This window comes from Cesiribacter andamanensis AMV16 (genome assembly GCF_000348925.1).
Taxonomy (GTDB): Bacteria; Bacteroidota; Bacteroidia; order Cytophagales; family Cyclobacteriaceae; genus Cesiribacter; species Cesiribacter andamanensis.
This window is the reverse complement of record NZ_AODQ01000122.1, coordinates 1-13538: the sequence shown is the minus strand read 5'-3', so window position 1 is coordinate 13538 and position 13538 is coordinate 1. Positions and strand designations below refer to the sequence as shown.

13 protein-coding genes are annotated in these 13538 nt (G+C 52.7%); 10 read left to right on the top strand and 3 right to left on the bottom strand.

Features of this window, described 5'->3' with window-relative positions; all coding sequences use genetic code 11:
- Together ADICEAN_RS17095 and ADICEAN_RS17090 are read right to left on the bottom strand one after the other, a co-directional pair.
- Positions 1-822: XRE family transcriptional regulator (locus tag ADICEAN_RS17095; protein ID WP_040397832.1), on the bottom strand; the 822-nt coding region annotated here is incomplete at its 3' end.
- Between the two features lie 142 nt (positions 823-964).
- Entirely contained in the window at positions 965-1264 is a 300-nt protein-coding gene (locus ADICEAN_RS17090) for a hypothetical protein (RefSeq protein ID WP_009196901.1), read from the bottom strand.
- Between the two features lie 159 nt (positions 1265-1423).
- Between ADICEAN_RS17090 and ADICEAN_RS23755 the strand changes: the two genes are divergently transcribed.
- The 5 genes from ADICEAN_RS23755 (at position 1424) to ADICEAN_RS17070 (ending at position 7176) form a co-directional block, all read left to right on the top strand.
- On the top strand, positions 1424-1633 hold the full coding sequence (locus ADICEAN_RS23755; RefSeq protein WP_009196900.1) for a hypothetical protein: 210 nt from the start codon (positions 1424-1426) through the stop codon (positions 1631-1633).
- A complete protein-coding gene (locus ADICEAN_RS17085; RefSeq protein ID WP_009196899.1) occupies positions 1594-2592 on the top strand; it encodes a hypothetical protein in 999 nt (332 codons plus the stop codon). The genes ADICEAN_RS23755 and ADICEAN_RS17085 overlap by 40 nt, the downstream gene beginning before the upstream one ends.
- A 19-nt stretch (positions 2593-2611) precedes the next feature.
- Positions 2612-3535 (top strand): PfkB family carbohydrate kinase, encoded by a 924-nt coding sequence (locus ADICEAN_RS17080; protein WP_009196898.1) that lies wholly within the window; start codon positions 2612-2614, stop codon positions 3533-3535.
- 260 nt (positions 3536-3795) lie between these two features.
- Positions 3796-5133 carry a M16 family metallopeptidase gene (locus tag ADICEAN_RS17075; RefSeq protein ID WP_009196897.1) on the top strand — a complete coding sequence of 446 codons (1338 nt, stop codon included), beginning with the start codon at positions 3796-3798 and terminating at the stop codon, positions 5131-5133.
- 15 nt (positions 5134-5148) lie between these two features.
- On the top strand, positions 5149-7176 hold the full coding sequence (locus ADICEAN_RS17070; protein ID WP_009196896.1) for an insulinase family protein: 2028 nt from the start codon (positions 5149-5151) through the stop codon (positions 7174-7176).
- Between the two features lie 105 nt (positions 7177-7281).
- Here the strand turns inward: ADICEAN_RS17070 and ADICEAN_RS17065 are convergent, their stop codons facing one another.
- Positions 7282-9000 (bottom strand): M61 family metallopeptidase, encoded by a 1719-nt coding sequence (locus ADICEAN_RS17065; RefSeq protein ID WP_009196895.1) that lies wholly within the window; start codon positions 8998-9000, stop codon positions 7282-7284.
- Positions 9001-9249: 249 nt separating this feature from the next.
- Between ADICEAN_RS17065 and rpmH the strand changes: the two genes are divergently transcribed.
- The 5 genes from rpmH to ADICEAN_RS17045 all read left to right on the top strand — a co-directional run bounded on the left by rpmH (position 9250) and on the right by ADICEAN_RS17045 (position 13109).
- A complete protein-coding gene (gene rpmH, locus ADICEAN_RS22035) occupies positions 9250-9408 on the top strand; it encodes a 50S ribosomal protein L34 (RefSeq protein ID WP_083879772.1) in 159 nt (52 codons plus the stop codon).
- 92 nt (positions 9409-9500) lie between these two features.
- Positions 9501-9875: a ribonuclease P protein component gene (locus tag ADICEAN_RS17060; RefSeq protein ID WP_201766034.1), complete on the top strand. Its 375-nt coding sequence runs from the start codon at positions 9501-9503 to the stop codon at positions 9873-9875.
- 64 nt (positions 9876-9939) lie between these two features.
- Positions 9940-11598, top strand: coding sequence for a S41 family peptidase (locus tag ADICEAN_RS17055; RefSeq protein WP_009196893.1), 1659 nt, complete (start codon positions 9940-9942; stop codon positions 11596-11598).
- A gap of 309 nt (positions 11599-11907) precedes the next feature.
- Positions 11908-12597 carry a tRNA (adenosine(37)-N6)-threonylcarbamoyltransferase complex dimerization subunit type 1 TsaB gene (tsaB, locus tag ADICEAN_RS17050; RefSeq protein ID WP_009196892.1) on the top strand — a complete coding sequence of 230 codons (690 nt, stop codon included), beginning with the start codon at positions 11908-11910 and terminating at the stop codon, positions 12595-12597.
- Complete coding sequence (locus ADICEAN_RS17045) at positions 12594-13109, top strand: DUF2480 family protein (RefSeq protein ID WP_009196891.1); 516 nt, start codon at positions 12594-12596, stop codon at positions 13107-13109. The genes tsaB and ADICEAN_RS17045 overlap by 4 nt, the downstream gene beginning before the upstream one ends.
- Positions 13110-13538 lie beyond the last annotated feature (429 nt).

Below are 13538 nucleotides of genomic sequence, written 5' to 3'. Positions count from 1 at the left end.
ATTTTCTTTCAGCTTGATCACCTCGGTTTGCAGTTCCAGCACAAGGCCGGCCAGTTTCTCCAGCGACATATCCGGCTTTAGCAGATCGGCAGCGCCGGGCTGGGCTGCCGGGCTGGGAAATTGCATGCTGATAAAGGCTTTGGCCTCCCAGATCTCCAGCACATCGCTCAGCTCTACAGCAAAGGGGTCGTAGGCCGTATTGTCTGAAACCAGGGTAAGGCTGTGGCCCTTCTCATTGCGGTAGGCCCGCTTGTATACCACCCCTTCTTTGCTGGTCACAAATACATAGGTTTTGCCATCCCGTACCTCCTGGGCGCTTTCTACATACTGGCCAATAATGATGGTGCCTGAGGGGAGGGGGAGCATACTATCGCCGCTGATCTCAAAGGCCCGGTAGGTGCCGGTCTGGGGCAGCATGGGTAATTGAAAACGGGGCAGGTCTTCCAGGTATTCCGGATCGGCATAGCCATTGAGGTAGCCGGCGGCCGCTTTCTGGGGCACCAGTTCTATGTTTTCCCGCTCGTTCTTATCTACGGTAATGGAAAGCACCTTAAGCCGTTCTTTGGGGCTGGCGGCTTCCTTCTTCATCATTTTCTGAATGTCTTCCCGGCTCATGCGGCTTAGGTCCCGGGTGAGCAGCACATCTACCGTAATGCCAAATTCATTGGCCATGTTTTGCAGGTTGTTCAGGCGCGGATCGGCCCGGCCCTCTTCATAAGCGCCCAGCAGGGACCGCTTAATGTTGATGCGCTCCGCAAATTGCTCCTGGGTATAGCCCATTTGCTTGCGTAGGGTACGTATGTTGGTGCTTACGATGCTCATCTTGCTCTGGAGATAGGGTACAGAAGTACCGGATGAAATAACTAGCCTGTTTAGCGGTATAACGTCTGCAAGATACAAAAAATTAGCAAATTGCTAAAAATATTATAGTAGGCAGTTTAGGGCTAATACTATTAGTATTGGCTTAGCTTTCAAAGAAAATCAGGCCGCCTACCGCTTCCTTGCCATCGATGCAGTAAAAGCTGCTGTGATGCTGCACCCCATGCTGCTGGATCTTACAGATCTGCTGGCGAATGATGGCCGATACTTCCCGCAGGCTCAGGCTGGGATCTACCAGCATATGTCCCCTGGTGGTTTTGGTCTTGGAGTGGCGTGCCGTAAAGCGTACCTGACAGCGGCGGCTGCTCAGCCGGTGGCTGCTTAGCTGCAGTTTAATACTCTGGCTAAGGTCGGCAAAGGGGGTGGTAGTGGCTACAGTATTCATAGGGCTGCTTTGGTTGACGTCGGTTGATGCTGATAAAATTAGTATTAATAATTTTATTAGCAAACGAATTACTAAAAATATTGTCATAACCGGCATTTTGACTGCTACTATCCTATTAAAAAGGAATTCCGTATTTTAGCAGCCGTTATCAGAGAAAGCATGCATGTACGTGAGGTAGGCGATGCCCAGACCCGCCGCCAATTTCTGGAGCTGCCGGTGCAGCTGTATAAAAATGAGCCAAACTGGATCCGCCCGCTTGATCAGGACATTGAAGGGGTGTTTGATCCTAAAAAAACAAACTCTTCCGGCATGGTGAAGCCATTCGCTGGGTGCTCATTGGCGACAACGGCGCCGTTATTGGCCGGGTAGCCGCTTTTGTCAACAGAAAACTGGCCAATAAGGAAAAACAGCCTACCGGAGGCATGGGCTTTTTTGAGTGCGTTAATGATCAAAAGGCGGCCAATGTGCTCTTTGATACCTGCAGGGAGTGGCTACAGGTCCGCGGCATGGAGGCCATGGACGGCGCCATTAACTTTGGCGAGCGGGACCGCTGGTGGGGCCTGCTGGCCCAGGGGCATGAACTGGAACCTAATTACTGCATGCCCTACACCTTTCCCTATTACCTGGAGCTGTTTGAGACCTATGGTTTTCAGCTGTACTTTAAACAGTTTACATACGGCCGCAAGGTGGTTGAGGACGGTCTGCCCGAAAAAACCAAGCTGAAGGCCGAGCGCCTGATGTCCAACCCGCAGTACGAGTTCAAGTCGCTGCAGATGAAAGACCTGGCCAAGTATACCGAAGATTTCAGGACCGTATACAACGCCGCCTGGGTGAAGCACAAAGGGGTAGGGGAGATGACCAAGGTGCAGGCCGAGAGCATTATGCAGAAGCTAAAGCCGGTGATGGACCCCAAAATTGTCTGGTTTGGGTATTATGCAGGGGAACCCATCTCCTTTTTCATCAACCTGCCGGAGCTTAACCAGATCTTCAAGCACCTGAACGGAAACCTCAACTGGTGGGGTAAACTGAAATTTCTGTACTACAAATGGCGCCAGACCAATACCAAAATGCTGGGGGTGGTCTTTGGCGTAGTGCCCGCCCACCAGGGCAAGGGCATTGAGTCGGCCATGGCCATAGAGGCCACCAAATATGTGTGGACCAGCAAATCGCCTTATGTGGATTTTGAGATGAACTGGATCGGCGATTTCAACCCCAAGATGATCCGCATAGTAGAAGAAATAGGGGGCAAAGTGCACAAGGTGCATCATACCTACCGCTACCTTTTTGACCGCAGCAAGCCCTTTGAGCGCTGCCCAATTATTGACTGAAAACATTTATCTGTAGTATATGAGCTTACTCGTTGTGGGGTCGGTGGCCTTTGATGCCCTGGAAACCCCTTTTGGAAAAACCGATAAAATCATTGGCGGATCGGGCACCTACATCTCGCTTTCGGCCTCCTACTTTACCAAAAAGACCAATCTGGTGGCCGTAGTAGGCGATGATTTCCGCAAAGAAGATATTGCCATGATGCAGCAGCACGGCATCAATACCGAAGGGCTGCAGATTAAAGAAGGGGAGAAGAGCTTTTTCTGGAAGGGCCGCTACCACAATGATATGAACAGCCGCGATACCCTGGTAACCGAGCTTAACGTGCTGGAGCATTTTGATCCCCTTGTGCCCGAGAGCTACCAGGACTGCCAGTACCTGATGCTGGGCAACCTGGCCCCTGCCGTACAGCGCACCCTGATTGAGCGCCTGCGCAAACGCCCCAAGCTGATCATGATGGATACCATGAACTTCTGGATGGATGTGGCCTGGGATGATCTGATGCACACCATCAGCATGGTAGATGTGCTCTCCATCAACGATGCCGAGGCCCGCCAGCTCAGCAAAGAATACTCGCTGGTAAAGGCCGCCAAAAAAATTCTGGCCATGGGACCCAAAAAGCTCATCATCAAAAAAGGCGAGCATGGCGCCCTGCTCTTTGATCAGGACCAGATCTTCTTTGCCCCGGCCCTGCCGCTGGAGGATGTGTTTGACCCCACCGGTGCCGGCGATACCTTTGCCGGAGGCTTTATTGGCTACCTGGCGGCTACCAACGATACCAGCTTCAGCAACATGAAACGGGCCATCATTTACGGCTCGGCCATGGCCTCCTTCTGCGTGGAGAAGTTTGGCGTAGAGCGGCTGGTGAGCCTGAAACAGGCACAAATTGATGACCGGGTGCAGGAGTTTGTAGACCTGGTACAGTTTGAGATTTCCTACGCCTAACGAAGAGGAATAGGGGTTTTGGGAGATGGCTGGGCAAGCCCCTGCTCCCGCCAGAACAGCTATTTTAGACCACCTGGTACAGGCAGCTCTGCAAAGGGCTGCCTTTTTTTATTCGCTGATTTTCCATTTATCCAGCCGGAGAACCACTTGTGTAAAAATGGGGATTGGGGGAATATGTCATTTGATAGAAGGGATGCAGGGCCTATCTTTGAGGTCGGAAATTGAGTGAAATTTATTCTAAACGTTTGAACATTCCTGTTATGAAGAGAAGTGCTCTTTTGCTTGTGTGCATGCTGCTGGCCGGCATGGTGCAGGGGCAAAGTACCAAGATCAAGTTTGAGGAATACGACCTGCCCAACGGCTTGCATGTAATTCTTCATGAAGACAAAACCACCCCCATTGTAGCCGTTACGGTCATGTACCATGTAGGCTCCAAGAACGAACAGGCCGGCCGTACCGGTTTTGCGCACTTTTTTGAGCACCTGCTTTTTGAAGGCACCGAAAACGTGGAGCGTGGCAAATTCATGGGCATTGTTAAAGAAGCCGGAGGCGCCCTAAATGCCAATACCAACCAGGACCGCACCTTCTATTACCAGATCCTGCCCTCTAACCAGCTGGAGCTGGGCCTGTACCTGGAGTCGGAGCGCCTGCTGCATGCCAAAATCGACAAGCAAGGGGTAGAAACCCAGCGCGAAGTGGTAAAGGAAGAAAAGCGTCAGCGCATTGACAATGTGCCCTACATGACCTTTCAGGAAAACATTTTTAAGCGTGCCTTTAAAGACCACCCTTATAAGTGGACCCCCATTGGTTCCATGGAAGACCTGAACGCTGCCCAGCTCAATGAGTTCATGGCCTTCTACAAAGAGTACTATGTGCCTAACAATGCCGTACTGTCTATAGCTGGTGATATCAACATCGCCGAGACAAAAGAGCTGATCAACCGCTATTTTGGCGAGATTCCCAAAGGCAAAACCCCCTATCGTCCCAAGGTAGAGGAGCCTGCTCTTACCGTTCAGCAGAAGGATACCATCTACGACAACATTCAGCTGCCGGCCGTTTTTCAGGCCTACCGCATGCCGGGCCAGGGCACTCCGGACTATTATGCCCTGAATATGCTTACCACCCTGCTAAGCGGCGGCCCAAGCGCCCGCATGCAAAAGCAGCTGGTAGAAAAGGACCAGAAGGCCCTGCAGGTAGTGGCCTTCCCCTATGCGCTGGAAGATCATGGCCTGTTCATTACCCTGGGGCTGGTAAACATGGGTGTGGAACTGTCGGACCTGGAAAACAGCATGAACCGGGAGATTGAGCGTGCCCAACAGGAGCTCATCAGCGAGCAGGAATTCCAGAAGGTATTCAACCAGATCGAAAGCCAGTTTGTGACCGGCAACGCCCGCATTGCCGGTATTGCTGAAAGTCTGGCCAACTACCACATGTACTATGGCGATGCTAACCTGATCAATACCGAGATTGACCGCTACCGCAAGGTAACACGGGAAGATATTCGCCGGGTGGCTCAGCAGTACCTGACCCCCACAAACAGTGTGGTGCTGTACTACCTGCCCAAGTCACAGCAGCCTGCCAATCAAACCTCTAACTAAGAACGCCTAATTCTAATGAAAGCACTAAAATATATAGCCCTTGCCGCCGGCCTGCTGTGTGCCACAGGGGTAACTGCTCAGGTAGACCGCAGCAAACTGCCCGCCCCTGGCCCGGCCCCTGAAATAAAGCTGGGTACCTACGAGACCTTTGAGCTAAAAAATGGCCTAAAGGTAATTGTGGTGCGCAATACCAAGCTACCCCAGGTAAGCTACAGCCTGCTGATAGACCGTGACCCCATTGTAGAAGGGGATAAGGCCGGCTATGTTTCCCTGGCCGGCCAGCTGCTGCGCTCCGGCACAAGCAGCCGTACCAAAGACCAGATCGATGAAGAAATAGACTTTATTGGTGCCAGCCTCTCTACCAGTTCTACCGGTGTGTACGGCTCGTCGCTTAGCCGCCACAAGGAGAAATTATTTGCCCTGATGGCCGATGTGGTGCTGAATCCTTCCTTTCCGCAAGCGGAGTTTGATCGGCTGCTGAAGCAGACCAAATCAGGCATGGCTTCTCAGAAAGATAACCCCCAGTACATTGCCAACCGGGTGCAGGCCAAGCTGCTGTATGGTGCCGAGCACCCCTATGGCGAGCTTAACAGCGAGGCTACACTCGATAATATCAGCCTGCAGGATGTGCAGCAGTACTACCAGACCTACTTTAAGCCCAATGCAGCCTACCTGGCCATAGTAGGGGATATTACCAAGAAAGAAGCCCAGAAACTGGCCAACCAGTATTTCGGCAAGTGGAAAAAGGGAACAGTGCCTACCCATCAGTATGCCAGCCCGGCCCCCCTGCAGCAACCGGTAATTGCGGTGGTAGATCGTCCGTCTTCGGTACAATCCATTGTGCAGATCACCCACCCCATTGCCCTTAAGCCGGCCGATGCCGATGTGATTCCGGCCCGCCTGATGAACGACATCCTGGGAGGGTCCGATGCCCGTCTGTTCAACAACCTGCGCGAGGCCAAAGGGTATACCTATGGGGCGTATTCATCGCTGGATTCTGATAAGCTCATCGGCAAGTTTGTGGCCTATGCCAATGTGCGCAATGCCGTTACCGACAGTGCCGTGGCCGAATTCATGAATGAGCTAAACCGCATCCGTACCGAGCCCGTACCGCAGGATGAACTGCAGAAAGCCAAGAACTTCCTCACCGGCAGCTTTGCCCGTTCGCTGGAGAGCCCGCAGACCATTGCCTCTTTTGCCCTGAATACGCAGCGCTACGGCCTGGACAAGAACTACTACCGCGATTATCTCAAAAAAGTAGCCGCGGTTACACCGCAGGACCTGCAGCGTGTTGCGCAGAAGTACGTACAGCCTGATAAGGCCTACATCCTGGTGGTAGGCAATGCCGATGAGGTAGCCCCCGGCCTGAGCCGCTTTGGAAAAGTTAGCCACTTTACTGCCGAAGGCGAACCTGCCAAGGAGCTGAGCGGTGATGTGGATGCACAGGGCGTGATTAACAACTACCTTACGGCCATCGGCGGTGAGAAAAAGCTGGCAGCGGTAAAAGACATGCGCATCGTCATGAAGATCAACTTCAACGGCATGGAAATTACCAATGTGCAGGCCAAGAAGCTGCCCGGCAGCTACCTGAACGAAACCAGCATGAATGGCCAGACGATGTCCAAGATCATCGTGGCCGATGGCAAAGCCTTTATGGCAATGGGTGGCCAGCGCCAGGAAGTGCCCGCCCAGCAGGCAGCCGCTATCAAGATCGGCGCTTACCCCTTCCCCGAACTGATGTATGCCAAAGAAGGCATCACTGTAGAGCTGAAGGGCATGGAGCAGGTAGAAGGCCAGGAAGCCTACAAGCTAGCGATTGGTGCAGCCGATGGTCCAAAAGTGATTGAATATTTTGCCAAAGAAAGCGGCCTGAAGTTAAAAACCGAAGGGCCAACCGGCACCGTGCTGTACAAAGCATATGAGGAGAGAGAGGGCATTAAATTCCCAACCAAAATCACCATGGTAACCCCTCAGGGTGCCCTGGAAGGCGAGCTAACTACGCTGGAACTGAATAAAGGGATTGCCGAGTCCGTATTCAACTAACAGTAAAAAGCTAAGAAGCAAAAAAGGCTGCTCCGGAAGGGGCAGCCTTTTTTGATATTGGTAGATAGAAGGTTTTTTTTTGCTGAGAGGCGAAGGTCAGTGCTTTTATTGCCACAACCAGGCAGCCCGGTTGCGCAATTGCTCTTCGCTGGGCTCGGGCAGGGGTACAATCTTCAGCTCGGTTTTATAGGGATTCTCGCCGGCCTTCATCTCCACAGTGCGTAGGCGGTGGTTGCGAAACAGGCTTATCTGCACCGTATCTTGACCAGCCAGCAGGTCTTCCAGATTATTCATTTGCGCCCGCTTGCCGTTAATGGCCATCAGCTCATCACCCCGGCTCAGGTACTGTTCGGCCGGGCTGCCGGGCGCTACATCCAATACGGTTAACAGTCCGCCTTCTTTTTCGCTGGTCTTAAAGCCCCACAGGCGCTGGGTGCTGCTGCGGGAGGGCTGCTGCCGCAGGCCCAGGCCCACCCAGTCCAGCAGCTCGGGCAGGTGGTTTTCAAGGGGTTCCTTTCCTTCTATAAACTGCCTGAAGTACGCATCCATAGGCTGACCCGCCACCCGGCTTACCACCTCTTTATAATCTTCATAGGTGTACCCCCTCTGCTGATCGGCAAACTCCTGCATCAGCAACTGCATAACCGTATCCAGCGATCCGGCATTGTTGGTGAGCTTGCGCAGCTGCAGGTCCAGCAGCAGAGCCACCAGCGATCCCTTAATGTAAATGGAGACCTTACGGTTGGGGATGCCGGGGCTGTAACCATCCAGCCAGAGATCATAGCCGCTGTCCAGTAGGGAATGGTTAAAGCGCCCCCCATTGCTCAGGTGGCGCTGCAGGCTGCGGTTAAGTTCAATGAGCAGGTCGTCCAGGTCAAACACCCCGCCCCGCGCCAGAAACAGATCGCCCACATAGGTGGTGACCCCCTCGGCCACAAAGCCGGTGGTAAAGTAATTTTCCCGGGTAAAATCATAGGGCATCATCTCGGCCGGGCGAATCTTAATGATGTTCCAGGCGTGGTAGAGCTCATGCGAGCTAATGCCCAGCAGGTTTTTGTAAAGATCGGGCTGGTCCAGCTCATGGGTAGGGCCCAGGGTAATCACGGTGCTGGCGCCATGCTCAACCCCATGGTAGGCCTTGTAAGGCAGAAAGTGAAACAGAAAATGGTAGTCCCGGGCCGGAAATCCCTCCATGGCCTTGATCTGGGCTTCGCTGAACCGGCGAAAGGCCTCAATGGTCTGCGGCCAGGGCAGTGCTCCGGCATCCCCCCGGGCCCAGAGGTGAAACTGGATGCCCCCTGCCATATAGCTGTGGTGTTCCAGCTGGTTGCTGGCAATCATGGGGCTGTCTACCAGCTCATAATAATCGTTTGCATAGAGCACATGGTGCGCGCTCTGCTCCAGGCTGCAGGCAATGGTATAGTCATCGGGCAGCTCCAGATGAACCTGGCAGGGCTGGTTTAACCGGCCTTCGGCATAGAGCATGCAATTGATGAAATTCATGTAGAGCTGGTCCTCATCCAGATACGTACCGCCGGCATCCATCTGAAAACCATAATAGGTGTATTTTACCTGCAGTTCCTGCACCCCTGCTGTTTCTACCTGCCAGCGGTCTTTGCTAATTTTACGAAAAGGAATGGGACGGCCCTGCATATCCAGCACGGCAAACTGCTGCAGGTTTTTGGCAAAGTTGCCCAGCTCATAGCGGCCGGGGCGCCAGCTGGGCAGCTGCAGATAGGTTACCTCCTCCTGGAGCTGGCGCAGGTAAAGGGTGATGTTGATAAAATGGTGCTGGGGATACTGGTAGGATATATAGTAGGTCATAAATGTCAATACTAGCCTGTAGCGGGCCTGGCGTAAAAAGTGCTGTAGTACAAATATAGGCCTAATTGTGCCTGACTTAAAAGAAGTATAAGGATAAGCTGATTTGGGCTCCTAAAGTTGAACAGCAGAGCTGGTGGCGGGCTTAAACCATAAATTTAACAGCCGCCAATGAATAGAATAGGGGGCTGTATTTGATTTTATTGAAAAACTTATTAGTTTTGCAGCCCATCTAAGTAACCGAACCGCGTAATGAAAAGAACATATCAACCTTCGCAGCGCAAAAGAAGAAACAAACACGGTTTCCGCACCAGAATGGCTTCGGCTTCAGGTAGAGCTGTGTTGGCCAGCAGAAGAGCCAAAGGCCGCAAGAAGCTGACGGTTTCTGACGAGAAAAAACACAAACGCTAGGAAGTAGCAGCTCCTGCAGCTGCCTTACTACTTCTTAAGGTTTTTGGGTACATAGCGCTTTCGGGCGCTTATTTTCGTTTAGGAGGGTCCGTGTGAATCAACGCTTGCCAAAACATGAGCGGCTCTGCAGGCGCTCAGCCATTCGCCTGCTCTTTGAAAAAGGGAAGAGTGTAAAAGCCTACCCGCTTAAAATGCTCTACCTGCCCCTCTCCGAAGCCGATGCCCTGCAGGCCCTAAGACCCGCCCTTGCCGAAGGCCTTGCCCAGCCCCCCCGGGCCCAGATTTTAATTACCGTACCCAAGCGGGCATTCAAAAAAGCAGTAGCCCGCAATTTGCTCAAGCGGCGCCTTCGAGAGGCCTACAGGCGTAATAAACACCTTTTGGCGGGAAACGCTTCCTATTTTTATTGGGTTTTGTGTACATTGGTAAAGAACAAGTCCCTTACCGGCAGCTGGAGGCTAAACTAATTTTTTGTCTTCAGCGTTTAAACGATGTACAGTAACTCCTATCCTACGATTCTACGCCGGCTCTATGAAGAAAGTATTATCCCGTGCCGTTATAGCCACCCTGCTCTTCGGTACAACCCTTGGTTTGTTCTCCTACAGCGATCCGGGAGAGCGGTATTTTGCCATAGTTAAGAACCTCGACATTTTTGCGTCACTTTTTAAAGAGGTCAATACTTATTATGTAGATGAGGTAAACCCCAACGACCTGATGAAGGTGGGCATTGATGCCATGCTCAATTCCCTGGACCCCTATACCAATTATATACCCGAAGACCAGATCGAAGATTTCAGGACCATGACCACCGGCGAGTACGGCGGCATTGGTGCCCTGGTAGGGAAGCGCAACGGCTATAATACTGTACTGATGCCCTATGAGGGCTACCCTGCTCACAAGGAGGGCCTGCGTATTGGTGATGTGATTTTGAAGATCGATGGCATAGAGATCAATCAGAAGGATAATGAGGATATCAGCAAACTGCTCAAAGGCCAGGCCAATACCAAGGTAGCCCTTACCATTAAGCGCTACGGCGCCAAAGAGCCTTTTGATGTAACCCTGGTGCGGGAGCACATTACGGTAAACAACGTGCCCTACTATGGCATGGTGGGCGATGAGGTAGGCTATATCAAGCTTTCCGACTTTACCACGGGCGCCAGCCGGGAAGTGCGCCAGGCGGTGATGAACCTTAAGCAGGAAGGCGCCAAAAAGCTGGTGATCGACCTGCGGGACAATCCCGGCGGCCTGCTCATTGAGGCGGTGAACATTGCCAACCTGTTTATTCCCAAAGGATCTGAAGTAGTAAGCACCAAAGGCAAAATGCGGGAATCCAACCAGATGTACCATGCCCTGGATCAGCCCCTGGACCTGACCATACCCCTTACCGTGCTGGTAAGCAGCCGCAGCGCCTCCGCCGCCGAAATTGTGGCCGGCGTGCTGCAGGATTATGACCGGGCCGTGGTGATCGGCTCCAAAACCTTTGGCAAAGGCCTGGTGCAAACCACCCGTCCGCTTTCCTACAACAGCCAGCTAAAAGTAACTACTGCCAAATACTATATTCCCAGCGGCCGCTGCATTCAGGCCATCGATTACAGCCACCGTGATTTTGAAGGCAATGCCGGCAAAGTGGCTGATTCGCTTAAGATCAAATTCCTGACCAAAAACGGTCGCCCCGTATACGATGGGGGAGGGATTGATCCGGACCTGGCCGTAGAGCAGGAGTCGCTCTCCCCCATAGCCGTTTCGCTGCTGGCCAATGGCCATATCTTCGATTATGCCACCGAGTATCATGCCCGCCATCCTAAGATTGCGCCGGCAGCTTCCTACCAGTTTACCGATGCCGAGTATGCGGAATTTGTAAAATGGCTAGCCAACAAAGACTATGACTATACCACCCAGGTAGAAGAAAGCATTGAGGAGCTGGAGGCCGCTGCCAAGCATGAAAAATCGTTTAATTCCATTAAGCCGCAACTGGATGCCCTGCGCAAACAGTTTGCCCATGATAAGTCCAGAGACCTGCAGGAGTACCAGACCGATATTCGGGAACTGCTGAAGCGCGAGATCGTAAGCCGCTATTATCTGCAGAATGGCACCATCGAGATTTCCTTTAATACCGATCCCGAGGTGAAAAAGGCAAAAGAAGTGCTGGCTGCCCCTCAGCAGTACAGCCAGTTCCTGGGCCGCAAGTAAGCGTCGTACGCTCAGCATTCATCCCCCTGCCCGAGCCAGGCACGCCATGCTACAGCAGGGATGCCTGCGCCGGCAGGGGGATGCTACGTTAAGGGAGACCGATTATCCGAAAGAGCATGCCCATGGATAGGGCACAGGCATGAGCCAGCAGCAGGCTACAGGCAGGGCGCCTGCTTTGTAGCCCCATTTTTGTACCGTACCTTTGCCCCCGGCCAGGGCAGAACCTATTGCTGCCAAACCAGCACTGCGGCAAGCCCGGCTACCGGGTTGGGCGAGAGTAGTCCCGGCATTTTTACAGACCAAAGAAGCATGGCGTACATCATCAGCATCGATACCGCAACCAGCGTATGTTCCGTAGCTCTGCACCAGCAGGGGCGGCTTATTGCCAGTCAGCACCTGCACATCGATAAATCACACAGCGGATTGCTTACGGTTTTGATCCGCAATACGCTGGAGTATGCCGGGCTGCGCATGCAGGAGCTGGGGGCAGTAGCCGTTTCGGCAGGACCGGGCTCCTATACCGGCCTGCGCATAGGCACCTCCACCGCCAAGGGCTTATGCTATGCGCTTGATGTTCCCCTGATTGCCGTTAATACCCTGGAGGCCATGGCGCACGAAGTGGCCGCTTTTGTGCCGGATGATGCGCTGCTCTGTCCCATGATCGATGCACGCCGTATGGAAGTATACTGCATGCTGGCCACCCGGCAACTGCAGCCGGTGGCGCCCGTGCAGGCAAAAGTAGTTGAGGCAGGTTCTTTTGCCGATGTGCTCAGCCAGCAGCCCGTCTATTTCTTTGGTGATGGTGCGGCCAAGTGCCAGCCCCTGCTAAGTCATCAGGCACAGGCCCGTTTTGTACAGGGGGTGGTGCCCTCGGCCGTGCCGGTAGGGGCCCTGGCCTGGCAGAAGTTTGAAAAGCAGCAAGTTGAGGATATGGCCTATTTTGAGCCCCTTTATCTGAAAGAATTTCAGGGCAGCAAGCCCAAAACCCTTGTGTCATGAACCAGCAAGAACCCATCCTAAACCGGGTAGCCAATAGCGCCCTGGTATCTATTGATCTGGAAACCTTCTACCCCGAGGGCGAGCGGGTACTGCTCGATATACAGGAGGTGCTGTACATGGGGCTGATGCTGCGCGAAAAAGAATTTCGCCAATGGGTAAAAGAGCATGACTGGTCACAATACACCGGCAAACATGTGGCCATACACTGCAGCGCCGATGCCATTGTACCCGTGTGGGCCTACATGCTCATTGCCACCCGCCTGGAGCCCTACACCAGTTCATTTGTCTATGGAGATCTGACATCCCTGGAAGATCAGCTGTTTACCATGGCCCTGCAAAAGCTCGATCCGCAGCAGTATGCAGGCGCAAAGGTGGTTATTAAGGGATGTAGCAACAAGCCTGTGCCTGTGGCTGCCTATGTTGCCCTTACCCGCATGTTGCGTCCGCATGTGTCCAGCATCATGTATGGAGAGCCCTGCAGCACCGTACCCCTGTATAAAGCCGGGCGCTAAGCAAAAAAACTTTAGGGAAAAGATGGGGTAGTTTGCTCCAAAGACAGAACATTCTCTGCTTCTAATGCATGGCGTCTTCCGGTATATTCTGGCAGAAGGACTCTTTGCCGATGCCGGTAAAAAAGCGTTTAAAAACCTATTGACAAAAGCCGGAAAAGTCCGTTACCTTTGCACTCCCCACTGAACGAGCGGGGAAAGATTGAAGGACTTGGAACTAACTGAAACAGAAAAATAGTTAGAGATAGCCGGCCGTTTAAAAAGCACTTCTTGAAAGAGTTTTTAAAGCGCAGGGGGAACTCTCCTATTCTTTCTTTAGTTATAAAGAGCCGGTGGAAATGAAAAAACTAGCGCAATGTGTGCTTGAAATATTTCAAACCAGCGGGAACTTACTAATAGCAATTTTCGGTTATCACTAGCAGGCTAAGGAAA

Excerpts from the sequence above, each read along its gene's own strand:
- ADICEAN_RS17090 (WP_009196901.1), bottom strand. The coding sequence starts at position 1,264 with ATGAATACTGTAGCCACTACCACCCCCTTTGCCGACCTTAGCCAGAGT.
- ADICEAN_RS23755 (WP_009196900.1), top strand. The coding sequence starts at position 1,424 with ATGCATGTACGTGAGGTAGGCGATGCCCAGACCCGCCGCCAATTTCTG.
- ADICEAN_RS17080 (WP_009196898.1), top strand. The coding sequence starts at position 2,612 with ATGAGCTTACTCGTTGTGGGGTCGGTGGCCTTTGATGCCCTGGAAACC.
- ADICEAN_RS17075 (WP_009196897.1), top strand. The coding sequence starts at position 3,796 with ATGAAGAGAAGTGCTCTTTTGCTTGTGTGCATGCTGCTGGCCGGCATG.
- ADICEAN_RS17070 (WP_009196896.1), top strand. The coding sequence starts at position 5,149 with ATGAAAGCACTAAAATATATAGCCCTTGCCGCCGGCCTGCTGTGTGCC.
- ADICEAN_RS17065 (WP_009196895.1), bottom strand. The coding sequence starts at position 9,000 with ATGACCTACTATATATCCTACCAGTATCCCCAGCACCATTTTATCAAC.
- rpmH (WP_083879772.1), top strand. The coding sequence starts at position 9,250 with ATGAAAAGAACATATCAACCTTCGCAGCGCAAAAGAAGAAACAAACAC.
- ADICEAN_RS17055 (WP_009196893.1), top strand. The coding sequence starts at position 9,940 with ATGAAGAAAGTATTATCCCGTGCCGTTATAGCCACCCTGCTCTTCGGT.
- tsaB (WP_009196892.1), top strand. The coding sequence starts at position 11,908 with ATGGCGTACATCATCAGCATCGATACCGCAACCAGCGTATGTTCCGTA.
- ADICEAN_RS17045 (WP_009196891.1), top strand. The coding sequence starts at position 12,594 with ATGAACCAGCAAGAACCCATCCTAAACCGGGTAGCCAATAGCGCCCTG.